Origin of the sequence: Kitasatospora sp. LaBMicrA B282, assembly GCF_050325825.1 — a bacterium.
In the GTDB taxonomy this organism is placed as follows: Bacteria; Actinomycetota; Actinomycetes; order Streptomycetales; family Streptomycetaceae; genus Kitasatospora.
The window spans coordinates 1-24,448 of record NZ_JBNQTI010000145.1 but is presented as its reverse complement, the minus strand read 5'-3'; the positions used below and the strand labels follow the sequence as shown (position 1 = coordinate 24,448).

Annotated in this window: 17 protein-coding genes and 1 pseudogene; 13 read left to right on the top strand and 5 right to left on the bottom strand. The window is 72.4% G+C overall.

Features of this window, described 5'->3' with window-relative positions; genetic code table 11:
* The 3 genes and pseudogenes from ACQRUO_RS30185 to eccE form a co-directional block, all read right to left on the bottom strand.
* A pseudogene (locus ACQRUO_RS30185) lies at nt 1-406 on the bottom strand (MinD/ParA family protein); the annotation flags it as partial.
* Between the two features lie 195 nt (nt 407-601).
* Nucleotides 602-1,363, bottom strand: a complete 762-nt coding sequence (locus ACQRUO_RS30180) for a hypothetical protein (protein WP_428319284.1) — start codon at nt 1,361-1,363, stop codon at nt 602-604.
* Nucleotides 1,363-2,775, bottom strand: a complete 1,413-nt coding sequence (eccE, locus tag ACQRUO_RS30175) for a type VII secretion protein EccE (protein WP_428319283.1) — start codon at nt 2,773-2,775, stop codon at nt 1,363-1,365. Before eccE ends, ACQRUO_RS30180 begins: the two co-directional genes overlap by 1 nt.
* A gap of 152 nt (nt 2,776-2,927) precedes the next feature.
* On the opposite strand from eccE, the gene eccB reads away from it, so the two are divergent.
* The 4 genes from eccB (at nt 2,928) to mycP (ending at nt 6,761) form a co-directional block, all read left to right on the top strand.
* Nucleotides 2,928-4,535 carry a type VII secretion protein EccB gene (gene eccB, locus ACQRUO_RS30170; RefSeq protein WP_428319282.1) on the top strand — a complete coding sequence of 536 codons (1,608 nt, stop codon included), beginning with the start codon at nt 2,928-2,930 and terminating at the stop codon, nt 4,533-4,535.
* 197 nt (nt 4,536-4,732) lie between these two features.
* The gene (locus ACQRUO_RS30165; protein ID WP_428319281.1) at nt 4,733-5,038 is read left to right on the top strand and encodes a WXG100 family type VII secretion target; all 306 of its coding nucleotides are present in this window, start codon (nt 4,733-4,735) and stop codon (nt 5,036-5,038) included.
* A gap of 86 nt (nt 5,039-5,124) precedes the next feature.
* Complete coding sequence (locus ACQRUO_RS30160; RefSeq protein ID WP_428319280.1) at nt 5,125-5,424, top strand: WXG100 family type VII secretion target; 300 nt, start codon at nt 5,125-5,127, stop codon at nt 5,422-5,424.
* Nucleotides 5,425-5,510: 86 nt separating this feature from the next.
* Nucleotides 5,511-6,761, top strand: coding sequence for a type VII secretion-associated serine protease mycosin (gene mycP, locus ACQRUO_RS30155; RefSeq protein ID WP_428319279.1), 1,251 nt, complete (start codon nt 5,511-5,513; stop codon nt 6,759-6,761).
* A gap of 76 nt (nt 6,762-6,837) precedes the next feature.
* Here mycP and ACQRUO_RS30150 read toward each other — a convergent pair whose 3' ends face one another.
* Together ACQRUO_RS30150 and eccCa are read right to left on the bottom strand one after the other, a co-directional pair.
* The gene (locus tag ACQRUO_RS30150) at nt 6,838-8,244 is read right to left on the bottom strand and encodes an APC family permease (protein ID WP_428319278.1); all 1,407 of its coding nucleotides are present in this window, start codon (nt 8,242-8,244) and stop codon (nt 6,838-6,840) included.
* Between the two features lie 562 nt (nt 8,245-8,806).
* Nucleotides 8,807-12,754 (bottom strand): type VII secretion protein EccCa, encoded by a 3,948-nt coding sequence (eccCa, locus tag ACQRUO_RS30145; RefSeq protein ID WP_428319277.1) that lies wholly within the window; start codon nt 12,752-12,754, stop codon nt 8,807-8,809.
* A gap of 316 nt (nt 12,755-13,070) precedes the next feature.
* On the opposite strand from eccCa, the gene eccD reads away from it, so the two are divergent.
* The 9 genes from eccD (at nt 13,071) to ACQRUO_RS30100 (ending at nt 24,236) form a co-directional block, all read left to right on the top strand.
* A complete protein-coding gene (gene eccD / locus ACQRUO_RS30140) occupies nt 13,071-14,528 on the top strand; it encodes a type VII secretion integral membrane protein EccD (RefSeq protein WP_428319276.1) in 1,458 nt (485 codons plus the stop codon).
* 172 nt (nt 14,529-14,700) lie between these two features.
* Nucleotides 14,701-14,991, top strand: a complete 291-nt coding sequence (gene rpsO / locus ACQRUO_RS30135; RefSeq protein WP_428319275.1) for a 30S ribosomal protein S15 — start codon at nt 14,701-14,703, stop codon at nt 14,989-14,991.
* A gap of 466 nt (nt 14,992-15,457) precedes the next feature.
* Complete coding sequence (locus tag ACQRUO_RS30130; protein ID WP_428319274.1) at nt 15,458-17,665, top strand: polyribonucleotide nucleotidyltransferase; 2,208 nt, start codon at nt 15,458-15,460, stop codon at nt 17,663-17,665.
* Nucleotides 17,666-17,742: 77 nt separating this feature from the next.
* A complete protein-coding gene (locus tag ACQRUO_RS30125; protein WP_428319273.1) occupies nt 17,743-19,131 on the top strand; it encodes a M16 family metallopeptidase in 1,389 nt (462 codons plus the stop codon).
* 91 nt (nt 19,132-19,222) lie between these two features.
* Nucleotides 19,223-19,969: a 4-hydroxy-tetrahydrodipicolinate reductase gene (dapB, locus tag ACQRUO_RS30120; protein WP_428319272.1), complete on the top strand. Its 747-nt coding sequence runs from the start codon at nt 19,223-19,225 to the stop codon at nt 19,967-19,969.
* A gap of 76 nt (nt 19,970-20,045) precedes the next feature.
* Nucleotides 20,046-20,486 (top strand): tetratricopeptide repeat protein, encoded by a 441-nt coding sequence (locus tag ACQRUO_RS30115; protein ID WP_428319271.1) that lies wholly within the window; start codon nt 20,046-20,048, stop codon nt 20,484-20,486.
* Complete coding sequence (thyX, locus tag ACQRUO_RS30110) at nt 20,483-21,217, top strand: FAD-dependent thymidylate synthase (RefSeq protein WP_428319270.1); 735 nt, start codon at nt 20,483-20,485, stop codon at nt 21,215-21,217. Before ACQRUO_RS30115 ends, thyX begins: the two co-directional genes overlap by 4 nt.
* A gap of 229 nt (nt 21,218-21,446) precedes the next feature.
* A complete protein-coding gene (dapA, locus tag ACQRUO_RS30105; protein ID WP_428319269.1) occupies nt 21,447-22,346 on the top strand; it encodes a 4-hydroxy-tetrahydrodipicolinate synthase in 900 nt (299 codons plus the stop codon).
* Nucleotides 22,347-22,550: 204 nt separating this feature from the next.
* Nucleotides 22,551-24,236, top strand: a complete 1,686-nt coding sequence (locus ACQRUO_RS30100) for a ribonuclease J (protein WP_428319268.1) — start codon at nt 22,551-22,553, stop codon at nt 24,234-24,236.
* Nucleotides 24,237-24,448 lie beyond the last annotated feature (212 nt).

The window sequence follows — 24,448 nt, the reverse complement described above, 5'->3', positions numbered from 1 at the left end:
CGGCGGCGGCAGGCGGCGGCACGGGCACGCCGGGCAGCGGCGCACCGGGCCCGGGAGCACCCGGGACCGGAGCACCCAGGACCGGAGCACCCGGCATCGGCTCAGCCGGCTTGGCGAGCGCGACCCCGGACCCCGGGGCGCCCGCCACCGGCACACCGCCCACCGGCGCACCCGGCACCACCGGCGCCGCAGGTTCGACGGACCCCGGCCCGCCGGCCGCCGCCCCGCTCGTCGGCGCCGGCGTCACGCCCGCCGCGGGCTCCGCCGCCGGAGCGGACGCGCCGGACGGGGCCGCCGCGCCCTGGGTGTACCAGGACGGGGGAGTGTAGTCAGGGGCGTCTGACCAGTCGTCGTCGTCCTCCGCCGCATTGTCACCGACGTAGACGCCGTCCCGATCGCTGCTCACCTTGGGCTCCCTCGTGTTCGCGGCCGCTCGTCGCGGTGCGGTCGGCACAAGACTAGAACCTGTGCCGCGCCAGGTTGAGTGCGCCGTCACCGCTCGCGGTCGCCGACGGGTCCGCGGCGATCGGCCCGCTCCCCAGGTCGCAGCCGCGCCGCGGCCGGCGGTGCCGTCACCCTGACCGGTGACGGCCCCCGGCGGTCAGTCGACCCGGCGGGCCGGACCGAGCTGCTGGCGCTCGACGGCGCCCGGCTCGGTGCGGACGTACTGCTGCCGGATCCGGGTGGCCCACAGCGTCAGGTCGTCGCCGAGGGTGGGCAGCGTGGCCACGTCCTGGCCGCCCAGCGAGAGCACCCGGCCGATCACCTCCGCCTCCTGCGGGGAGACCCGCTGCACGCCCACCAGGTCGGCCGCGTTCAGCACCCGGGCCGCCCGCGGGTCGAGGTAGGGCAGCACGGTGAGGGTGGACTGCCACGGGGTGGCCGACAGGCGGCTGCGCGGCGGGCGCGGCCCGAGGTCGCGCACCACCAGGACCGGCGCCGAGACCGAGGCGCCCTGGGCGCCGAGCCGGCCGATCTGGTGCACCGTCAGGCAGGGCTGCCCGCCGCCGGCCGCCTGGGCCAGCTGCGCCCAGACCTGCGGACGGGCGGTCTCCACCGCGACCCGGGCACCGGTGGCCGCCGCCCGCAGCGCGATCAGCTGCGCGGTCCACACCCCGCCGACCAGCACCACGTCGTAGGCGGTGGGCCGGAAGAGGCCGAGCACGGCGGTCTGCCGCTGCGGGTCCTCGCCGATCACCACGCCGTCGTCGCCGACCGGCACCGCGAGCGCGCCGAGCTCCTCGCGGCTGAGCACGTGCCGTTCCCGGCGCGGCCCGCGCAGGCCGTAGCCGGCCCGGATCCGGGCGAGCGGGCCGGGGCCCTCGTCCTCGGGCGGCCGGCTGGCGTAGGTCTGGTAGGCCATCAGGCACATCCCCCCAGGGGCAGGGTGGCGAGCAGGCCGAGCGCCTGCTCCTGGTCCAGGCGGGAGAGGCCGAGGCCGGCGCCCTGCGCGCGCTGCTCCAGCTGCCGGCCGTACCGGCCCGCGTCGCCCTCGCTGCGGGCGACCACCCGGACGTGGCCGCTGAGCGCCACCGAGTCGCCGGTGCCGGCCTGCGCGGTCAGGCTGAACGCGCTGGCCAGCGCGGGCGTGCCGGTGGCCAGGTTGACCAGCTCGGCGGCGGCGACGCCGCGCCCGCCGTGGCCCGAGCGGTCCAGCTGGGGCCACTTGGAGATCCAGTAGGTGGTGTGGAAGCGGTCGTCGATCCGCCAGAACCGGCTGCTCTCCTGGGTGCGCCGCGGGCTGCTGCCGCCGGCGGCGGTGCTCGCGCTGCCCTGGCGGCCGGCGGTGGCCAGCGGGTTGGCGCAGGTGGCGATGGAGAGGGCGGCGATCAGCTCGCGCTCGTCCAGCGCGGTGGCGCTGAAGCCGGCGCCGTTGAGCCGCCCGGCGAGCTGGTCGGTGACCCGCTGCAGGGCCTTGCGGGCGCCCTGCTCGCCGCCGCCGCGGGCCAGCACGGCGGTGGCGGCGCGCTCCGGGTCGAGCTTGAGCGCGACCCAGGTCAGCCGCAGCGCCGGGGTGGTCACGCCGTCGCGCAGCTCCTGGTAGGCGCGGGTGGCCAGCGCCTGGTCGGGCAGGTGCGGGGCCGGGGCGGGCTGGGTGTGCTGGACCACCTGGACCGACTCCAGCGCGATGTCGTCCACCCGCAGCGCGGAGCAGATCACGTCCAGCGGCAGCGGCAGCGCGGTGCGGGTCGGGCGCAGCGGCTGGTCCTTGGCCTGCACCAGCAGCACCGAGGTGAGGAAGGTGCCGTCGCCGATCATGCCGGTCTCGCGGCGGACCGGGCGGCCGCCGCCCAGGTCGGCCTCGGTGGCGTGGGTGCAGGTGCGCAGCGCCGGTTCCAGCTCGAGCACCGGGGCCAGGGCCGGGTCGGTGCCGGCCGGCGGCAGCTTGTCCGGGGCCTCGCGGCGCCGGGTGCGGGCCGCCGCCCGGATCCGCAGGGCCTCGGGCAGGCTGCGGCCGCGCACCGGCACCAGGGCGAGGAGCACCAGCAGGGCCGCGGGCACCGCGAAGATGCCGGCCATCATCCGGTCGACCGTCCAGCCGACGGCGACCAGGGCCGCCGCGACCTCGATCAGCACCAGCTGCTGCAGCCGCAGCCGGCCGCCGAGCAGGCCCGGACGCGGGTGCACCTTGACCGCGACGGTCGTGGGGCCGCCCGGCGCGCCGGCCGGCGCCTGCTGCGGGGCGGACCCGGCCCGGCGGGCGGGGCCGCGGCGCTCCTTCGATCCCCTGCCCTGCGCTGCCCTGCGTCGCCGTTGCGCGGTCTGGCTTGGCATTCCCCCGGGTGACCCTCTCTGATTCGCTGTCACGGCCCGGTTGGCCGGGCGCCGAACAGTACCCGTACCGTACTCACCGTCTGCCGCATCGTAGAGGGTCAGCAGGGACCGGAGGCGAGCGGGCGGCCGCTACACGGGGAGGGCCAGGCAGGATGGCATCACGCAGGGACGAGCTGAACGCCTACACGTTCGCGCGCAAGCGCATGGTGGGCGCCTTCCTGCAGCCGGTCGGGGGCGGCAGCGACGAGGACGCGCCGCGACCGATCCGGGCCGTGGTGCCGTCGTTGGTGGTGGCCGCCGTGCTGGTGGCCGGGTTCGGCGCCTGGGGCCTGCTCAAGCCGACCGCGCCGAAGGGCTGGGACAGCGGCAACGACATCATCCTGGGCAAGGACTCGACCACCCGCTACGTCGTCCTGACCAGCGCGGACGGCACCAAGATGCTGCACCCGGTGCTGAACATGGCCTCGGCGAAGCTGGTGCTGCCGGCCAACTCCAAGGTGGTCATCGTCGCGGACTCGGCGATCGACGCCTACAAGTCGCACGGTCCGACCATCGGGATCCCGTACGCGCCGGACAAGTTGCCGAGCGCGGCCGACGCCGGCGTGGCGAAGAAGTGGTCGGTCTGCGACCGGCCGGGCTCGGACGCCGCCCACCCCAACCAGGCGGTCTTCGTGGCGGCCGGTGCGGACGCCGCGATGCTGGACCGGCCGGACCACAGGCTCTCGGGCGGGCAGGTGCTCTGGGTGCAGGGGACGGCGCAGAACGGCGCGGCCGGCACCCAGTACCTGGTGGACGCGGGCGGCCGCAAGCACCCGATCGGCACCCCGGCGATGTCCGGCGACCAGCGGATCGCGTTGCAGCTGGCGCTCTTCGGCGACGGCGCCGCGCCCCAGCCGGTCAGCAACGAGTGGCTGAACACGCTGCCGGCGGCCAGCGCGATCACCTTCCCGCAGGTGCCGGGGACCGGCCAGCAGCAGGTGCCGTCCGCGGTCCAACTCACCGACCCCGGCCAGCGCTTCGTCGGCCAGCTGGTCACCTTCCAGAGTGACCCCAGCGCCCAGGTCAACTACTTCGTGGTGGGCCAGGGCCAGCTGTACCGGGTGTCGCAGTTCCAGGCCGAGCTGATCCGGGAGAACCCGAGCACGCAGCAGTACGCCTACGGCGGCCACGCCCCCACCTACGGCGCCATCACCCCGGCGGACAACGCCCGCTACCTGCAGACCAGCACCGCCCTGGGCGGGGACGACCAGTGGCCCCAGAGCAAGCCCGGGACCTCGGTCAACGCCGGCGGTTCGGCCGACTCGGCGCCGCGCCAGGTGATCTGCTCGACCTTCGAGGGGATGGCCGCGGACGGCTCGGGCAACCAGGTGGTGCAGCAGAGCGTGTGGGCCGGCACCGAGTACCCGGCCGCCGCCACCCCCGGCCTGACCAGCGCCTACGTCAGCCCGGGCCACGGGCTGTTCTACCGCGCGATGGACAACGGAACGGGCGGCTCGGGCAGCGACTTCCTGCTCACCGACACCGGCCTGCGCTACTCGGTGCCGGCCACCAGCGAGGGCACGGTGGCCGGGGCCTCGCCCTCGCCGAGCCCCAACCCGTCGGCCGCCGCGCAGCCGGCCCAGCCGCAGACCAACGAGGCGCAGGCCCGGTTGGGGTACCCGGGCACCACGCCGGTGCCGGTCCCCAAGAGCTGGTCGGACCTGGTGCCGGCGGGTCCCGAACTGAACACCAACGCGGCCACCCAGGTGCAGAACTCCTAAGGCCTGACCCGAAGTCAGCACACCTTCCGCGCAACGGGCGGTGCCGCGTCATGGCTTGGTAACCAAACAGCGCCCGGTGTTGGGAGTGTCGGTGGTGACGACTACAGTGCTGGCAGGCGTCACACCGTGACGTCGTCCGGGTGGGCAGGGTGACCGCCTGCGCGGAGAAGAGTCTGTCTCATGGGGGACGGTGCAACATGGCCGGTCAGTTCACGATGACCGCTGAGGAGATGCGGATCTTCTCGAACCACATCCACGATGTGAACGGGCAGATCCAGGGCGAGATCAGCAAGCTGAACACGCTGGTCGACTCGATCGCCGGTGGCTGGTCCGGTGCGGCCGCGACCGCCTACCACCACCTGCAGTCGGAGTGGAACGAGGACGCGAAGGCGCTCAGCACGGTGCTGGAGGAGATCCGCGGCGCGATCGACCACACCACCGCCAAGTACTCCCAGAACGAGGACGACCAGCGCACCACGATCGCCGGCGTCCAGGGCGCCTGAGCCCCCTCGTCTTCCGCGCAGCGCAGACAGCACGGGGTCCGGTTCCCGGGGCGCCCCGCACCACTCTTCCCTGACAAGGAGTCACCATGAGCACCGACGGTGCCATCTCCGTCAACTTCGGCACGATCCAGGACGCGGGCGGCCAGGTCCGTGCCGCCGCCGGTCGGATCGACCACCAGCTGGACGAGCTCAAGAAGGGCGTCCAGAAGATCGCCGGCTCCTGGTCCGGCGCCGCGAAGGACGGGTACAACGCCCGCCAGGCGATCTGGGACCAGAAGGCCAAGGACCTGCACGACACGCTGATGAAGATCGCGGACGCACTCGACAAGGCGCACGAGGGCTACACCACGACCGAGAGCGACAACCTGAAGATCTGGCAGCCGTGAGCCGACCCGGCGCCCCCGCGGGGACGCCGGAGCGGTAGCGCCTCGGCGGGGCCGCGGCACCACTGCGGCGATTCGAGGGGTACCAGGTGGCGTTGGGGCGAAGGCTGAGCCGGATCGCGGCGGTCGGCGCGGTGCTCGCGGTGCTGGGCGCGGCAGCCGCCGGGCCGGCCGCGGCGGATCCGCCCGGGACGAACTGGTCACCGCTGAGCCCCTCGGCGTCGAGCGACTGCCAGTTCCCGACCAAGGACGTGCCGGCCATGCCGTGGGCGCTGCAGCGGGTGCTGCTCGGCCAGCTGTGGCAGAACGGCATCACCGGGCAGGGCGTCACGGTCGCGGTGATCGACACCGGGGTGGACAACCAGAACCCGCAGCTGGCCGGCCGGGTGCTGCCCGGCGAGACGCTGCTGCCGGACAAGAACAACAACAACCAGCCGGTCGGCCCCGCGACCCAGGACCAGGTCGGCCACGGCACCAAGGTGGCCGGCATCATCGCCGCCGCGCAGCGCAGCGGCGTGGGCTTCGTCGGCCTGGCGCCGGGTGCGCAGATCCTGCCGATCCGGCAGAACGACGAGGCCGGCGACGGTGACGTGGTCACCATGGCCAAGGCGATCACCGACGCGGTGAACGCCGGTGCCAAGGTGATCAACATTTCGCAGGACGTGCGCGGCGCCGCCCAGGACGGCAGCTTCCCGGACAGCGACCTGCTCAAGGCGGCCGTCGACTACGCCGAGGCGCACCAGGTGGTGGTGGTCGCCTCCTCCGGCAACGACGGCCAGCAGGGCGCCGAGTACCCGGCCGGCTACCCGACCGTGCTCGCGGTCGGCGCCTCCGACCGCAACAACGAGCGGGCCGCCTTCTCCGAGTACGGCGACTACGTCAGCGTGGCCGCCCCCGGCGTGGACATCCTCTCCACCGTCCCCGGCGGCGGCCAGTGCGTGGACAACGGCACCAGCTTCGCCGCGCCCTACGTGGCCGGGGTGGCGGCCCTGCTGCGCTGCGAGTACCCGGGCTGGACCGCGCAGCAGATCCGCACCCGGATCGAGCAGACCGCCCAGCGCACCGAGCGCGGCCGCAACCAGTACCTCGGCTGGGGCGTGGTCGACCCGGTGAAGGCGGTCACCGACACCTCGCCGCCGAGCAACGCCCCCGCCGCCGACCCGGCGGTCAAGCTGGCCGGTTCGCCGATCCTGCCGCAGCCGGTCGGCCTCGGGGAGACCCAGGCGGACCGCGACCGGCGCACCGCCACCTTCGTGCTGCTGGGCGTGGTGCTGGTGGTGGCGCTGCTCTTCGGCGGTTCGGTGGTGCTGCGCGACCGCCGCCGCCGGCTCCTGGACTGAACCACCCGGGCGGCCCGACGCACGTGGCCCGGGCACCCCGTGCGGGGTGTCCGGGCCACTCGGTGGAGTGCGGGGCTCAGAGCTGCTGGTCCTCCGGGAGGGTGATGACCCAGCGGGTCTCCTGGCGCGGGCGCAGGTAGCAGAGCCAGTAGAGCGAGGCGACCACGGTGATCACGCCGGTCCAGAGCAGTGCCTTGTGGTCCTGGTGGACGAGCACCCAGCCGAGGGCGAGGATCAGCAGGGCCGGCAGCACCGGCCAGAGCGGCTGCCGCCAGGCGGGGGTGCTCTTGTGCGCACCGCGCCGGGAGAGCAGTGCGCCGACCGCGACCAGCAGGTAGAGCGCGGTGACCGCGACACCGGTGATGTTGCTCAGCAGCTGGCCGGGCACGAAGCAGAAGAGCGCGCCGGGCACGCCCACCGCGAGGGTGGAGACCCAGGGGGCCTGGAACCGGTTCAGCGTGCCGAAGGCCTTGTTCACCGGCTCGGGCCAGGCCCGGTCGCGGCCGGAGGCGAAGAGCACCCGGGAGTTCTGGATCACCATCACGATGCCGGCGTTGATGATGGCCAGTGCGATGCAGAGGCTGATGAAGGTGCCGACCCCGGAGTTCGCCCACTGGGAGACCATGCCGGAGATGTCACCGCCGGTCAGGGTGGCCAGGTCGGGGGCGCCGAGGGTGATCGCGACCACCGGGACCATGATCACCACGGCCGACAGGCCGAGCGTCCACAGCACCGTGCGGGCCACGTTGCGGCGCGGGTCCTCCAGCTCCTCGGAGAGGTAGATCGCGGTGGAGAAGCCCTGGGTGACGAAGAGCGCCACGCCCATCGAGGCCACCATGCTGCTCACGCTCACCGCGCTCGAGTGGCCCGCGGTGTCGGCCAGCACGCCGTGGAAGAGGCTGGAGACCCCGCGCTGCTGGTGGGCGAAGCCGAGGACCGACACCACGCCGGCGGCGATCACCTCCAGCACCAGGAAGATGCCGGTGATCCAGGCGTTGGCGCGCAGGTCGAGCAGGCCGGCCACGGTGGCCGCCAGCATCACGCCGGCGCCCGCCACCGGGGCGCTGACGTGCACGATCGGGGCCAGGTAGGCGGCGGTGCCGAGCGCGATGACCGAGGGGACGATCATCACCACGATCAGCGACTGGATGAAGGAGAGCCAGCCGGCGAACCGCCCGGCCAGGGTGCCGACCATCGCGTACTCGCCGCCGGCGCTGGGGATCAGGGTGCCCAGCTCGGAGTAGGCGAAGGCGACCGCGACGCAGATGATCGCGCCGATCCCGATGGTCATCGCGGTCGCCGTGCCGAGGCTGTTGAACAGGCCCGGCACCAGGACGAAGAGCGAGGAGGCCGGCGTGACGCAGGAGAGCGTCAGCAGGGTGCCGCCCACGACGCCGAGCGAGCGGTTGAGCGAGCGCGGGGCGTCGGCGGTGCCGTCCGTCACCGTGGGGGATGCGGTGGGCGGACGAAGCGTGTCGGTCATGGGCGGGGGTCCGATCGGCTCAGCGCGAGGAGCGCGGTCCTGTGCGGTGTTGGGGTGGGGAGCGCTATCGCCTCTGCGAGGTCACCTGGGGGTTCGGTTCTCGGTCGCTCCCGGTTCGCCATGGTGCGGGGGCGTAAAGCTTGCGTCAATGGCGCTTGACCTTCGGAATCCGTTGCGATACCTCGCATACTCATCCGATCTGATGATCGACTTGGGGGCCCGGGGGTTGATGTCCGACTTGTTACCTTTGGCCAATGGGGCATGAATCCAAGGTGAACGCGCCGACTTGGGCTTGAATCAAAGGTTGAACCTTGCACCTTCCCCCTGGCGCCAGGTGACCGACCGGCGCCCGGCAGGCCGGGCGGTGGCCCGTGGGGAGACCACGAGAACCGCAGCCGGGCGGCCGAAAAAGCTCGATAACTTTCCAGCACGTGGACAGGTATGCAGCCGAGAGGGCCGGGTGCGCGCTGCGCACCCGGCCCTCGTCGTCACTGCGTGTGGTGGTCGGCGGTTCGTCCTCAGCGGCCGGACCAGCGGCCGGACCGGCGACCGGACCAGGGGATCACTGGACCGGCAGCCACCCGGTCTGCACCATCTGCCCGCCGGTGATCCGGCGGGAGACGAACACCCCGCGGCCCGGCGGCAGCGGCTGCGGCTTGACGGTGCCCAGCAGCACGCCCTCGTCCCGGGTGCCGGAGAGCAGCACGCCCTGCCCGCCCAGCTCGCGCATCCGCTGCATCACCGGCTCGTAGAGCGAGCGCCCGGCGCCGCCGGCACTGCGCGCGACGATCACCCGCAGGCCGATGTCGCGGGCGAACGGCAGGAACTCGGCCAGCGGCGCCAGCGGGTTGCCGGAGGAGGTGGCGACCAGCTCGTAGTCGTCCACGATCACGAACATGTCCTTGCCGCTGTACCAGCTGCGGTTGCGCAACTGCTCGGCGGTGACGTCCGGACCGGGCAGCCGGCGGGCGCAGGCGCCGCGCAGCATGTCCACGATCGCGCTCATCGCCGGCTGCGCGGCCGCGTACTCCACCAGGTACTCCGGCGGCACCGTGCCGAGCAGCGAGCGCCGGTAGTCGCCGACCACGATGCCCGCCTGGTCGGCGCTGTAACGCTCGGTGATCTGCTTGATCAGCATGCGCAGCAGCGCCGACTTCCCGGACTCGCTCTCGCCGAAGACGATGAAGAGCGGGTCGGTCTCGAAGTTGACGAAGACCGGCGCCAGCTCGGCCTCGTCCAGGCCGAAGGCGACGCCGCGCTCGGGCAGCTCGAAGCCCTTGGGCAGGGCGTGGCCGTCCAGCACCGCCGGCAGCATCCGGACCTGCGGCGCCCGCGGCCCGCTCCAGGCGGCGTTCACCGCGTCGACCAGCCCGGCGACCCCGGTCACCAGGTCCTCGACAGCGGAGGAGCCGTCGAGCCGCGGCAGGCCGGTGAGGAAGTGCAGCTTGGCGGCGGTCAGGCCGCGGCCCGGCGAGCCGGCCGGCACGTTCTGCGCCACCTTGCGGTCGATCTCGGACTCCATCGCGTCGCCGAGGCGCAGCTCGGTGCGGTTCTGCAGCAGGTCCTTGAGCGCCGGGCGGACCTCCGCGTAGCGGGCGGCGGTGAGCACCAGGTGGATGCCGTAGCCGAGGCCGCGCGCCGAGATGTCCCCGACCACCGCCTCCAGCGCCTCGAACTCCTGCCGGAAGGTGAGCCAGCCGTCGATCACCAGGAAGACGTCGCCGAACTGCTCGTCCGGCAGCTGGCCGGCCGCCCGGCGGGTGCGGTAGGTGGTGATCGAGTCGATGCCGGTGGTGCGGAACAGCTCCTCGCGCCGGTTCAGCACCCCGTGCACCTCGCTGACCATCCGGCGCACCTTGTCGAGGTCCAGGCGCCCGGCCACCCCGCCGACGTGCGGCAGGCCCTCCAGCGACCGGAAGCCGCCGCCGCCGAAGTCCAGCAGGTAGAACTGCGCCTCCGCCGGGGTGTGGGTGAGCGCGAAGCCCGCCACCAGGGTGCGGATCATGGTCGACTTGCCGGAGCGCGGACCGCCGACCACCAGGCCGTGGCCGGCCGCGCCGGAGTAGTCCTGGTAGAGCACGTCGCGGCGCTGCTCGCGCGGCCGGTCGACGATGCCGACCGGCACCACCAGTCGGCCCAGCGCGCCGAACTCCGGCGAGGTGAGGCCGCGCTCGGGGGTCGCCTGGAGCGGCGGCATCAGCTGGTCCATGCTCGGCGCCTCGTCCAGCGGCGGCAGCCAGACCTGGTGGGCCGGCGGGCCCTGGCCGACCATCCGCTGCACGATCACGTCCAGCACGGTGTCCACCAGCGCGTCGTCCAGCGGCGTCGGCTCGGGCACCACCGGCGCGGCGGCGGGCTCGACCACCGCCACCTCGGCGGCGGTGAAGAGCACCGGCTGCACGGTGGAGACCCGGCCGCTGGTGCGCTGCTGGCCCGGCGCCCGGTAGGGCCCGGAGACGTAGGCGGCCTTGAACCGGTCCAGCACGTCGTTGCCGAACTTCAGGTAGCCGACGCCGGGCACCGGCGGCAGGTGGTAGGCGTCCGGCACGCCGATCGCCACCCGGGACTCGGCCGCGGAGAAGGTGCGCAGACCGATCCGGTAGGAGAGGAAGGTGTCCAGACCGCGCAGCTTGCCCTCCTCCAGCCGCTGCGAGGCGAGCAGCAGGTGCACCCCCAGGGACCGGCCGATCCGGCCGATCTGGATGAACATGTCGATGAAGTCGGGCTTGGCGGTGAGGAGTTCGGAGAACTCGTCGATGATCAGGACCAGCGAGGGCAGTGGGTCGAGGGCCGCGCCGGCGGCCCGGGCGCGCTCGTACTCGTTCAGGTTGGCGTAGTTGCCGGCCGAGCGGAGCAGCTCCTGGCGCCGGTTGAGCTCGCCCTCGATCGCGTCCCGCATGCGGTCGACCAGGGTGAGCTCGCCCTCCAGGTTGGTGATCACCGCGGAGGTGTGCGGCATGTCCGCCATGCCGGCGAAGGTGGCACCGCCCTTGAAGTCGGCGAGGACAAAGTTGAGGGTCTCCGAGGAGTGGGTCATCGCGAGGCCCAGCACCAGGGTGCGCAGCAGCTCGGACTTGCCGGAACCGGTGGCGCCGACGCACAGGCCGTGCGGGCCCATGCCCTCCAGCGCGGCCTCCTTGATGTCCAGGTGGACCAGCTCGCCGTTGGCGCCGACCCCGATCGGCACCCGCAGCTTCTCGTGCTGCGGGCGCGGCCGCCAGGTGCGCGAGACGTCCACCGAGCCGGCGTCGCCCACGCCCATCAGGTCGGTGAAGTCCAGGTTGGAGAGCAGCGGTTCGTCGTCGCCGCCGGCCGAGATCCGGTACGGGGCGAGCTGGCGGGCCAGCGCCTCGGACTGCCAGGCGGAGAGCAGGTCGGGGCGGCCCGAGTAGGAGGCGCCGGAGGCCGACTCCAGCAGCAGCCGGTCGCGCCCGACGGTGACCACCAGGTGCCCGGTCGGCTCGTCCAGGTCGCCCGGGACCACCTCGATCACGGTCACCCCGTGCACGCCCTCGGCCGAGGCCAGCATCGAGTCGTGCGGCACCGCGGCGCCGTCCAGCACCACCACCAGGTGCGCCTGCTCGGGCTGCGGCCCGGCGTCCCGGCTGAACCGCTGGCGCCCGGCCAGCTCGTCCTCCAGCAGCAGCTCCAGCTCGCCGAGGCCGGCGGCGATCAGCCGGCGCGAACCGGCGCCGTCCTGCTGCTTGCGGTGCTGGGTGTGCGGCAGCCACTTGGTCCACTCCCACTCCTCCAGCGCGCCGGGGGCCGCGGCCACCGCGACCACCAGGTCGTCGGGGGAGTGCAGGGTGGTCAACTGGGCGATCATCGCCCGGACGTTGCCGTACACCGCGTCCGGGTCGCCGCAGACGGTGATGTGGTAGAAGGCGCGCAGCGAGACGGCCAGCGGCAGCTCCTGCAGGGTGCCGTGGGCCTGCAGGAAGGAGCGCATCGCGTCGGCGGCGAGCGGCTCCAGCTCCTCCATCGGCGCGGTCTGCGGGGCCACCAGGGGCGTGGCCAGCTGCTGCGGGCCGCGGCCCAGCCGGATCTGGGCGAAGTCCGGGTCGCTCGGGCGGCGCTCCCAGAGCCGGCGGCCCTCGGCCACCACCGACCAGAGCTGGTCCGGCTCGGGGTGCAGGTAGAGCTGGGCGCCGCGCTGCCGCTCGGCGGTGCGGCGCACCTGGCGGCGCACCTGCTGCAGGTACTTGAGGTAGTCGCGCCGCTCGTCGGCCAGTCCGGCGCCGCCGCCGCGGCGGGCCCGCACGATCTGCGCCACGGCCATGCCCACGGTGGAGCACATCATCAGCACGCCCATGACCCGCATCATCGGCGCGGTGTTCGGCATGAAGAAGAAGGCCGCCGATCCACCCATCCCGAGCAGCGGGAGCAGGCTCATCATCCAGTCGTCGCCGCCCCCGCGGGGCAGCTCGGGCGGGGTGACCAGCTGCACCGGCTCGTCCGGCACCACCGGCGGGTACGCCCGGGGCGGGCGCTTGACCGTCACGACACTCATCTATTACCGCACCAGCCCTCACGCGACTCGTCAGGTCCCGGAGGAGGCGCCCCTGTGACTGCCCTGCCCCCGCCGCAGACCGCAGGCGCCACCGCGGCGATCGATCCCGCCCCCGGTACGCGCCCTGCGCAGGGGCCGATCCTACCGAGCCCGGTCGGCCCGCCGGTGTCGCCCTCAGGACCCTCACAGGACCGCCCCGGGGACCCACCCGGGGCGTGCCGCCCGCGGGCGGGCGATAGGGTGACGCAGCGCCGGTTCCGGTGGACGCGGCGCCCGGTCCAGCGAGCAAGCGAAAGCCAACGAGGGGGAAGCACCGGTGACTTCGAACGCAGCGACCGGATTCTGTCGGGTCACCGTGGTGGCCCCGGACAGCCGGATCGATGTGGCCCTGCCGGAGGACGTCCCGCTCGCGGACGTCTACCCCGAGGTGCTGCGGCTCTCCGGCCAGACCCAGGCCGAGGGGGCCCCGACCGGCTTCCACCTGGTCCGCCGGGACGGCACGGTGCTGGACAGCGGACTGCCGCTGAACGCCCAACAGGTGCGCGACGGGGACCTGTTGAGCCTGCGTCCGTTCGCCGAGTCGCTGCCGCCGGCGGTCTACGACGACGTGGCCGACGCGATCGCCAGCGCGGTCGAGGCCGACCGCCGGTTCTGGAGCCCGGACCTGATGCGGGCCTTCGGCCTGACCGGCGCCGGCCTGCTGATCGTGCTGCTCGGCTTCGCGCTCTGGTTCGCCGACCTGCGGCACGACATGCACGGGCTCCCCGGCGTGCTCTCCGGGGTCACCGCGGTGGTGCTGGTCGCCTTCGCCGGGGTGCGGGCCCGGGTCTACCGGGACGACACCGCCGCGCTCACCCTGGGCATCGGCGCACTGCCGCACGCGCTGATCGCCGGCACCGGGATCCTCGCGGTCGCGCACAGCTACGACGGGCCCGGCCGGCTGCAGTTCCTGGCCGGCTGCGCCACCGTGCTGGTGGTCTCGGTGCTGCTGGTCGGCCTGCTGCCCGAGAAGGACTCGGTCTTCGTGGCCGCCGCGGTGCTCTCGGCCGGCGGCACCCTGGCCACCTTCGCCGCGGTGCTGATGCCGGGGACCCCGGCCGACCACATCGCCGCGGTGGCCGGCGTGGCCGCCCTGGCCGCGGTCGGCTTCCTGCCCGCCCTGTCGGCCCGCTTCGCCCGCCTCCCGGTCGGCTTCAGCGCCCCCGGCCAGACCCGCACCCGGGCCAGCCGCGGCCTGGACGAGACCGAGCGGGCCGAGGCCGTGCAGTACGAGCGGATCGCCCACCAGGCCCGGCGCGGCCACGAGGTGCTGGTCGGCCTGGTCGGCGGCTGCGCCGCGGTGATCGTCGGCGCCTGCACCGTGCTCGGCTTCACCGACCGGATGTTCCCGCAGCTGCTGGCGCTGGCCCTGGGCATCTCCACGATGCTGCGGGCCCGGCTGTTCCGCTACACCGCGCAGGTCTTCAGCCTGACCGTCGCCGGCTTGCTCGGCCTGGCGCTGCTGATCCTGGGCCTGTCGCTGCACACCCCGCTGTCCATCCTGCGGGCCACCAGCACCACCGCGGTGGACCTGCGCACCATCTGGCTGGGCGGCTCGATCGCGTTGGGCGCCGCGCTGCTGGTGGCGATCGGGCTGGTGGTGCCGCGGCTGGGCGTGTCGCCGTTCTGGGGGCGCATCCTGGACCTGGTGGACAGCCTGCTGCTGATGTCGCTGGTGCCGCTGGCCCTCGCGGTGCTGGACATCTACTCGCTGGTCCGCGGCGCCACCAGCTGACCCGGGACGGGCCGGGGGCGCACCCGGCCCGCACCCGCGGCGGGCCCGCGGCGGTCCGCGCCCGGCCCCGGTCGGGCTCCCCGGCGCCCGGCTGGTACCCTGGGGCTTCCGAGTCAACAAATGATCCTGTGACGTAGACCAGGATCGCTCGGTCACCCATGAAGGAGTTGCAGTGGCTCTCGACGCCGCCGTCAAGAAGCAGATCTTCGCCGAGTACGGCACCAAGGAGGGTGACACCGGCTCCCCCGAGGTCCAGGTGGCCATGCTGTCCCGCCGGATCTCGGACCTGACCGAGCACCTCAAGTTCCACAAGCACGACCACCACAGCCGTCGTGGCCTGCTGATCCTGGTCGGTCAGCGCCGTCGTCTGCTGCAGTACCTGGCCAAGAAGGACATCGAGCGCTTCCGTACGCTCGTCGACCGCCTGGGCATCCGCCGCGGTGCCGCCGGCGGCGCCCGCTAAGACCGCCGCCCGGGGCGGCTCCCCACTGCGGGGAGCCGCCCCTCGCGCATACCGGCCCCCGGAACGCCGCAGGAGCGGCAGCGGGGGGCACCACGGACTCCGCACCGGAAACACCGTGGCCGCAGAATTTCCGGTCCGCCTCCCGAGGTGGCCGAGATTCGCACCGTAGGGTTGTGGGCATGTCGGGAGGTGGCGCCGCGCGGCGCTCCATCCGAGCAGCACGACCCCCCGCGGGCCGAAGGCTTCAAACGGAAGCCGCCCGCATCCAGGAGAGCGTCCAGACGCCCACCGCCGATCCGCCCGCCCGAGAGGCGCCGGTCCTCGGTAGTGGCCGCCGGGAGTCCCGCCGCACGAGCGGGAGCACCCGGAGGCTTCGATCGAAGACCGGCCCGGAGGCTGGGGCCGCATCCGGCAGGCAAGCGCGGGGGCGCTCTTCCGGAGACGTACGAAAGAGGAGATCTTCCAGGTGGAAGAGAACGTGTTCTACGCCGAGGCCGTGATCGACAACGGTTCCTTCGGCACCCGTACCATCCGCTTCGAGACCGGCCGGCTGGCCCGTCAGGCCGCCGGCTCCGCCGTGGCCTACCTGGACGACGACACCATGGTGCTGTCGGCCACCAGCGCCTCCAAGCAGCCGAAGGAGCACTTCGACTTCTTCCCGCTGACGGTCGACGTCGAGGAGCGGATGTACGCCGCGGGCCGGATCCCCGGCTCGTTCTTCCGTCGTGAGGGTCGCCCCTCCGAGGACGCCATCCTGACCTGCCGCCTGATCGACCGCCCGCTGCGCCCGTCCTTCGTCAAGGGCCTGCGCAACGAGGTCCAGGTCGTCGTCACCGTGATGGCGCTCAACCCCGACCACCTGTACGACGTGGTCGCGATCAACGCCGCCTCCGCCTCCACCCAGCTGGCCGGCCTGCCGTTCTCCGGCCCGATCGGCGGCGTCCGCGTCGCGCTGATCCGCGGCCAGTGGGTGGCCTTCCCGACCCACTCGGAGCTCGAGGACGCCGTCTTCGACATGGTGGTCGCCGGCCGCGTGCTGGCCGACGGCGACGTCGCGATCATGATGGTCGAGGCCGAGGCCACCGACAAGACCATCAAGCTGGTCGGCGAAGGCGCCGAGGCCCCCTCCGAGGAGGTCGTGGCCGGCGGTCTGGACGCCGCCAAGCCGTTCATCAAGGTGCTCTGCGAGGCGCAGGCCCGGCTGGCCGCCCAGGCCGCCAAGCCGACCGGTGAGTTCCCGCGCTTCCTGGACTACCAGGACGACGTGCTCGCCGCGCTGACCGCCGCGGTCAAGGACGAGCTGGCCAAGGCGCTGACCATCGCCGGCAAGCAGGAGCGCCAGAACGAGCTGGACCGCGTCAAGGCGGTTGCGGCCGAGAAGCTGCTGCCGGAGTTCGAGGGCCGCGAGAAGGAGATCAGCGCCGCCTACAACGCGCTGACCAAGAAGATCGTCCGCGAGCGCGTCATCAAGGACAAGGTCCGGATCGACGGCCGTGGCGTCACCGACATCCGCACCCTGGCCGCCGAGGTCGAGGCGATCCCGCGGGTGCACGGCTCGGCCCTGTTCGAGCGCGGCGAGACCCAGATCCTGGGTGTCACCACGCTGAACATGCTCCGGATGGAGCAGCAGCTGGACACGCTCTCCCCGGAGACGCGTCGCCGCTACATGCACAACTACAACTTCCCGCCGTACTCGGTCGGTGAGACCGGCCGCGTCGGTTCGCCGAAGCGCCGCGAGATCGGCCACGGTGCGCTGGCCGAGCGTGCGCTGCTCCCGGTGCTGCCGACCCGCGAGGAGTTCCCCTACGCGATCCGCCAGGTCTCCGAGGCGCTGGGCTCCAACGGCTCCACCTCGATGGGCTCGGTCTGCGCCTCCACCATGTCGCTGCTGAACGCCGGTGTGCCGCTGAAGGCCGCCGTCGCCGGCATCGCCATGGGCCTGATCTCGCAGGAGATCGACGGTCAGACGCACTACGTCGCGCTGACCGACATCCTGGGCGCCGAGGACGCGTACGGCGACATGGACTTCAAGGTCGCCGGTACCCGCAACTTCATCACCGCCCTGCAGCTGGACACCAAGCTCGACGGCATCCCGGCCTCGGTGCTGGCCGCCGCGCTGAAGCAGGCCAAGGACGCGCGTCTGCACATCCTGGACGTGATGAACGAGGCGATCGACGCGCCCGACGAGATGTCGCCGAACGCGCCGCGCATCATCACCATCAAGATCCCGGTGGACAAGATCGGTGAGGTCATCGGCCCCAAGGGCAAGATGATCAACCAGATCCAGGAGGACACCGGCGCGGACATCACCATCGAGGACGACGGCACCATCTACATCGGTGCGGTCGACGGTCCCTCGGCGGAGGCTGCCCGTACGACGATCAACCAGATCGCCAACCCGACCATGCCGGAGGTCGGCGAGCGCTACCTGGGCACCGTGGTGAAGACCACGACCTTTGGCGCGTTCGTGTCGCTGATGCCGGGCAAGGACGGTCTGCTGCACATCTCGCAGATCCGCAAGCTGGCCGGTGGCAAGCGGGTGGAGAACGTCGAGGACGTGCTCGGCGTCGGCGCCAAGGTGCAGGTCGAGATCGCCGAGATCGACCCGCGCGGCAAGCTCTCGCTGATCCCGGTCATCGAGGGCGAGGAGAGCGGCGAGGCCGCCGCCGAGTGATCGGTGCGCACTAGCTGACCCCGCGGCCCGTACGCCCTCGCGGCGTACGGGCCGCACCCTGTTGTTCCCGCGAGGCCGTGACCTCGCCGAGTTCCGTGAAAGAAGGACGGCCCGTGGCCCAGGCTTCGGCGGCCAAGCAGCGCCCCGGCACCACCCGCACCCTGCTCAGAGGCGTGGACGGCGCCGGCGTGGTGCGCCGCACCGTGCTCCCCGGCGGCCTGCGGGTCGTCACCGAGACCCTGCCGACGGTCCGTTCGGCCACCTTCGGCATCTGGGTCGGGGTCGGCTCCCGGGACGAGACGCCGGTGCTGAACGGTGCCACCCACTACCTGGAGCACCTGCTCTTCAAGGGCACCGCGCGGCGCAGCGCCCTGGAGATCTCGGCCGCGCTGGACGCGGTCGGCGGTGAGATGAACGCCTTCACCGCCAAGGAGAACACCTGCTACTACGCCCGGGTGCTGGACACCGACCTGCCGCTGGCCATCGACGTGGTCTGCGACATGCTCACCGGCTCGCTGATCCGGCCCGAGGACGTGGAGGCCGAGCGCGGCGTCATCCTCGAGGAGATGGCGATGGCCGAGGACGACCCGGGCGACGTGGTGCACGACCAGTTCGCCAAGGTGATCTACGGCGACGCCCCGCTCGGGCGGCCGATCCTGGGCACCCAGGAGACCGTCAAGGCGCTGACCCGCGAGCAGATCGCCGGCTTCTTCAAGCGCCGCTACAAGCCCGAGCAGCTGGTGGTCGCCGCGGCCGGCAACCTGGACCACCGCGCGGTGGTCCGCCAGGTCGAGAAGGCCTTCGCCCCGCTGCTGGCGAAGTCGGAGGCGCTGCCCGCCGAGCCCCGCCGCGGCGAGCGGACGCTGCGCACCGCCGGGCGCCTGTCGGTGCTCAACCGCCCCACCGAGCAGGCCCACCTGGTGCTCGGCGTGCCCGGGCTGCCCCGGCACGACGAGCGGCGCTGGGCGCTCGGCGTGCTGAACGCGGCGCTGGGCGGCGGGATGAGCTCGCGGCTCTTCCAGGAGGTGCGGGAGAAGCGCGGCCTGGCCTACTCGGTGTACTCCTACTCCTCCTCGTACGCGGACAGCGGTCTGTTCGGCATCTACGCCGGCTGCCAGCCGAAGCGGGTCGAGGAGGTGCTGCGGATCTGCCGCGACGAGCTGGACAAGGTGGTCGCCGAGGGCATCACCGAGGAGGAGCTCAGCCGGGCGATCGGTCAGATCTCCGGGTCCACCGTGCTCGGCATGGAGGACACCGGCTCGCTGATGAACCGGATCGGCAAGGCCGAGCTGGCCTACGGCCACCACCTCTCGGTGGACGACATGCTGGACAGGATCGCCGGTGTGACGCTGGAGGACGTCCACGCGGTGGCCCGGGACGTGCTGGGCGCGCACCGGCCCTCGCTGGCCCTGATCGGGCCGATCGCCGACAAGCGGGCCGCCAAGCTCGCCGACTTCCTGCTGTGAGCGGCACGGCGGGGTGATCGCAGCACGGTGATCGCCCTGCCGTGACCGTCCCGCCGCGACCGTCCCAGTCCCCAGCCTGAAAGGACCCACGATGACCCTGCGCGTCGCCGTCATCGGCGCCACCGGGCGGATCGGCTCCGAGGCCGTCAAGGCCGTCGAGGCCGCCGCCGACCTCGAACTGGTCGCCACCCTCTCCCGCGACTCCGAGCTGGAGACGCTGGTCGACTCCGGCGCCCAGGTGGCCGTCGAGCTGACCCACCCCGATGCGGTCATGCGCAACCTCGACTTCTGCCTCGGCCACGGCATCCACGTGGTCACCGGCACCACCGGCTGGGACGAGACCCGGCTGGCCCAGGTGGAGCAGTGGCTGGCCGCGGCGCCGGAGCTCGGCCTGCTGATCGCGCCGAACTTCTCCATCGGCGCGGTGCTCACCATGCAGTTCGCCCAGCAGGCGGCCAAGTACTTCGAGTCGGTCGAGGTGGTCGAGTTGCACCACAACCGCAAGGCCGACGCCCCCTCGGGCACCGCCACCCGGACCGCCCAGCTGATCGCCGCCGCCCGCGACGCGGCCGGCCTGCCCCGGCAGAGCGACCCGACCACGCACGGCCTGGACGGCGCGCGCGGCGCCGACGTCGACGGGGTCCCGGTGCACGCGGTGCGGATGCGCGGCCTGCTGGCGCACCAGGAGGTGCTCTTCGGCGACGCCGGCGAGACCCTGACGATCCGCCACGACTCGCTGCACCACAGCTGCTTCATGCCGGGCATCCTGCTCGGGGTGCGGCGCGTGGTGGACACCCCGGGGCTGACCTTCGGCCTCGAACACTTCCTGGACCTGTGAGACCGGTGACCCGACGACCGGTGAGACCGGTGACCCGACGACCGGTGACCCGACCCATGAGACCGAGGAGCGCGCGATGACCTCCCGCACCGGCTTCTTCATCCTGGCCGCCGTGCTGTTCCTGGTCGCCCTGGTCTGCATGGGCGAGGGCGTGCAGCTGATCGCCACCGGCAAGCCGTTCGGCATCGGCATCGGGATCTGCGCTTTCATCATCCCGGGGATCGGGATCTGGTTCCTGCGCCAGACCATCCGGTTCGGCCGCACCACCGAGGCGATGGCCCGCGAGCTGGAGGCCCAGGGCGGCCTGCCGGTGGACGAGCTGCGCCGCACCGCCGGCGGCCGGATCGACCGCGACTCGGCCGACGAGGTCTTCGCCAGGCGCCGGGCGGAGGCCGAGGCGGAGCCGGCCGACTGGCGGGTCTGGTTCCGCCTGGCCGTCGCCTACGCGGACGCGGGGGACACCCCGCGGGCCCGCAAGACCATGCACCACGCGATCAAGTTGAGGAGCAACCCGTGACCGACGAAGCAGCGGCCACCCCCACCTTCCGCAGCGACGTCACGGTCGAGCTGGTCCGCAGCGCGGCCGGTGACACCGACGTGCTCTGGGCGGCCCGGGTCTCGACCAAGGGCGAGCAGTCGCTGGAGGCGCTCCAGCAGGACCCGGCCAAGTCCGCGGGCCTGATCAACTTCCTGATGCGCGACCGGCACGGCACGCCTTTCGAGCACAACTCGATGACCTTCTTCATCAGCGCGCCGATCTTCGTCTTCCGCGAGTTCCACCGCCACCGCAGCGGCTGGTCCTACAACGAGGAGAGCGGGCGCTACCGCGAGCTGCAGCCGGTCTTCTACGTGCCGGGCGAGGACCGCAAGCTGGTCCAGCAGGGGCGGCCCGGCAAGTACGAGTTCGTCGAGGGCACCGCGGAGCAGCACAAGACGGTGACCTCGGCGATGGAGCGGGCCTACACCCAGGCGTACGCCGAGTACCAGGAGATGCTGGCCGCCGGGGTGGCCCGCGAGGTGGCCCGGGCGGTGCTGCCGGTGGGGCTCTTCTCCTCGATGTACGCCACCTGCAACGCCCGTTCCCTGATGCACTTCCTGTCGCTGCGCACCAAGGACGAGCGGGCCACGGTGCCGAGCTTCCCGCAGCGTGAGATCGAGATGGTGGGCGAGCGGATGGAGGCCCTGTGGGCCGAGCAGATGCCGCTCACCCATGCGGCCTTCAACGCGCACGGCCGGGTCGCGCCCTGACCTGGGTCGATAGGCATATGGGCGCATTGTCCCGGCATGTCTGGATTGCGGCGTTTTCGGCCGCTCCCTAGGCTCGGGACACGGATTCCGGTGCTGCTTGAACCCCCGAGCAGGTAGCACCGGAATCCTATGGTTTGTCCGCTTTCTTGCCGGCTGTCACGGTCCTGTGTTGTCCGAACCCTGGACCGGAGTCACGGCTTCCTCATCGGCTACGAGTATTTTTGGACCCATGGCTCCGATCTCCACCCCCCGTGCACCTTTCGGCCGGGTTCTCACCGCGATGGTGACCCCGTTCAGCGCCGATGGCGCCCTCGACCTCGACGGCGCCCAGCGCCTGGCCGCCCACCTGGTCGACTCCGGCAACGACGGTCTGGTCCTCAACGGCACCACGGGCGAATCGCCGACCACCAGTGACGCCGAGAAGGCGCAGCTGGTCCGGGCCGTGGTCGAGGCGGTCGGGGACCGGGCCCACGTGGTCGCGGGCGTCGGCACCAACGACACCGCGCACAGCATCGAGCTGGCCCGGCAGGCCGAGGCCGCCGGCGCGCACGGGCTGCTGGTCGTCACCCCGTACTACAGCAAGCCCCCGCAGGAGGGCCTCTACCGGCACAACGTCGCCGTCGCCGACGCCACCGGGCTGCCCGTGATGCTCTACGACATCCCCGGCCGCAGCGGCGTCGCGCTGAGCCACGAGACGCTGGTCCGGCTCGGCGAGCACCCGCGGATCGTCGCCAACAAGGACGCCAAGGGCGACCTCGGTGCCGCCTCCTGGGCGATCGCCCGCAGCGGGCTCGCCTGGTACTCCGGCGACGACATCCTCAACCTGCCGCTGCTGTCGGTCGGCGCCGTCGGCGTGGTCAGCGTGGTCGGCCACGTGGTCGCCGACCGGCTGCGCGCGCTGGTCGAGGCGCACGGCGCCGGTCGGGTCGCCGAGGCCACCGAGATCCACCAGAGCCTGCTGCCGGTCTTCACCGGCATGTTCCGCACCCAGGGCCTGATCCTCACCAAGGCCGCCCTGGCGCTGCAGGGCCGTGCCGCGGGCCCGGTCCGGCTGCCGCTGGTCGACGCCACGCCCGAGGAGATCGCCCGATTGAAGGAGGATCTCGCCGCCGGCGGGGTACACCTTTAGCAAACAGACGTGCGCGCCATCGGCTCGCCGGGCCCCGAAGCCGCTTCCGGGGTTCCGTCGCAGGGCCGAGCGACCGGCGCGAGGCACAGCAAGCCAGCCGCTCGGTGACGAGCGGACCGACCTGACAGGTACCTAGCGAAGTCGCGCGCCATGTGTCAGCGGGAGAACCCCGGGCATGTGGCGCGCGGCGCGAAGGAGAGTCTTTTGAGCCACCCTCATCCCGACCTCGGCGCGCCTCCGCCCCTCGCGCCGAACGCGATCCGGATCACCCCGCTCGGCGGCCTCGGGGAGATCGGGCGCAACATGACGCTGCTGGAGCACGCCGGCCGGCTGCTCATCATCGACTGCGGCGTGCTCTTCCCGGAGGACGAGCAGCCCGGTGTCGACCTGATCCTGCCGGACTTCTCCTCGATCCGGGACCGCCTCGACAAGATCGACGGCATCGTCCTGACCCACGGTCACGAGGACCACATCGGGGCCGTGCCCTACCTGCTCCGGGAGAACCCGGACATCCCGCTGATCGGCTCGAAGCTGACCCTGGCGCTGATCGAGGCCAAGCTCGCCGAGCACCGGATCCGGCCCTACGTGCTGGAGGTCGCCGAGGGCCAGCGCGAGCAGATCGGCCCCTTCGACTGCGAGTTCATCGCGGTCAACCACTCCATCCCGGACGCCCTCGCGGTCGCCGTGCGGACGCCCGCCGGCATGGTGGTGGCCACCGGTGACTTCAAGATGGACCAGCTCCCGCTGGACGGCCGGCTGACCGACCTGCCCGCCTTCGCCAAGCTGGCCGAGGAGGGCATGGACCTGCTGCTGGTGGACTCCACCAACGCCGAGGTCCCCGGCTTCATCCCGCACGAGCGGGACATCTCCGCCGCGCTGCGCAACGTCTTCGCCAACGCGGAGAAGCGCATCATCGTGGCCTCCTTCGCCAGCCACGTGCACCGGATCCAGCAGGTGCTGGACGCCGCGCACGAGTACAAGCGCAAGGTCGCCTTCGTCGGCCGCTCGATGGTCCGCAACATGGGCATCGCCCGTGACCTCGGCTACCTCAAGGTGCCCGGCAACCTGATCGTCGACGTCAAGCAGCTCGACGACCTGCCGGACAAGGAGGTCGTGCTGGTCTGCACCGGTTCGCAGGGCGAGCCGATGGCCGCGCTGTCCCGGATGGCCAACCGCGACCACCAGATCCGGATCGTCGAGGGCGACACCGTGATCCTGGCCTCCTCGCTGATCCCCGGCAACGAGACCGCGATCTACCGGGTGATCAACGGCCTGACCCGGTGGGGCGCCAACGTCGTGCACAAGGGCAATGCCAAGGTGCACGTCTCCGGCCACGCCTCGGCCGGCGAGCTGCTCTACTTCTTCAACATCTGCCGGCCGCGCAACCTGATGCCGGTCCACGGCGAGTGGCGCCACCTGCGTGCCTGCGCCGACCTGGGCATCAAGACCGGCGTGCCGAAGAACCGCACCGTGATCGCCGAGGACGGCGTGGTGGTCGACCTGGTCGACGGCGTGGCCCGGATCGTCGGCAAGGTGCAGGCCGGCTACGTGTACGTCGACGGCTCCTCGGTCGGCGACATCACCGAGTCGTCCCTCAAGGACCGCCGGATCCTCGGCGAGGAGGGCTTCATCTCGGTCTTCGTGGTGGTCGACTCCAGCAGCGGCAAGATCGTGAGCGGTCCGACCATCCAGGCCCGCGGCTCGGGCATCGACGACGGCGCGTTCAACCCGGTGGTGCAGAAGCTGGAGGAGGCGCTGCGCAAGTCCGCCGACAACGGCGTGCTGGAGGTGCGCCAGGTCCAGCAGCTGGTGCGCCGCACCATCGGCAAGTGGGTGGCGGACAACTACCGCCGCCGGCCGATGATCCTGCCGGTCGTGGTCGAGGTCTGAGTCCGGTCGCCGTGATTTGACGCGGGGCGGCCCGGTGCGTAATGTTCTCCGGGTTGCCCCGCAGGCCGCGCGGCTCCGCTTCGAATTCAGTTCGAGCGGGGAAAACGGGCCGAGAAACTCTGATAGAGTTCGGGAGCGCCGAAAGGCGAAAGCAAATCGGATGAAATCCTGAAAAGGCGAAAGCCCGGACGGACCGGCCGGAAACGGAACGG

What these genes read in the sequence shown, in the direction of transcription:
- ACQRUO_RS30150 (WP_428319278.1), bottom strand. Translation starts at nt 8,244, where the DNA reads ATGACCGACACGCTTCGTCCGCCCACCGCATCCCCCACGGTGACGGAC.
- ACQRUO_RS30160 (WP_428319280.1), top strand. Translation starts at nt 5,125, where the DNA reads ATGAGCACCGACGGTGCCATCTCCGTCAACTTCGGCACGATCCAGGAC.
- eccB (WP_428319282.1), top strand. Translation starts at nt 2,928, where the DNA reads ATGGCATCACGCAGGGACGAGCTGAACGCCTACACGTTCGCGCGCAAG.
- ACQRUO_RS30115 (WP_428319271.1), top strand. Translation starts at nt 20,046, where the DNA reads ATGACCTCCCGCACCGGCTTCTTCATCCTGGCCGCCGTGCTGTTCCTG.
- dapA (WP_428319269.1), top strand. Translation starts at nt 21,447, where the DNA reads ATGGCTCCGATCTCCACCCCCCGTGCACCTTTCGGCCGGGTTCTCACC.
- eccCa (WP_428319277.1), bottom strand. Translation starts at nt 12,754, where the DNA reads ATGAGTGTCGTGACGGTCAAGCGCCCGCCCCGGGCGTACCCGCCGGTG.
- dapB (WP_428319272.1), top strand. Translation starts at nt 19,223, where the DNA reads ATGACCCTGCGCGTCGCCGTCATCGGCGCCACCGGGCGGATCGGCTCC.
- ACQRUO_RS30180 (WP_428319284.1), bottom strand. Translation starts at nt 1,363, where the DNA reads ATGGCCTACCAGACCTACGCCAGCCGGCCGCCCGAGGACGAGGGCCCC.
- ACQRUO_RS30165 (WP_428319281.1), top strand. Translation starts at nt 4,733, where the DNA reads ATGGCCGGTCAGTTCACGATGACCGCTGAGGAGATGCGGATCTTCTCG.
- eccE (WP_428319283.1), bottom strand. Translation starts at nt 2,775, where the DNA reads ATGCCAAGCCAGACCGCGCAACGGCGACGCAGGGCAGCGCAGGGCAGG.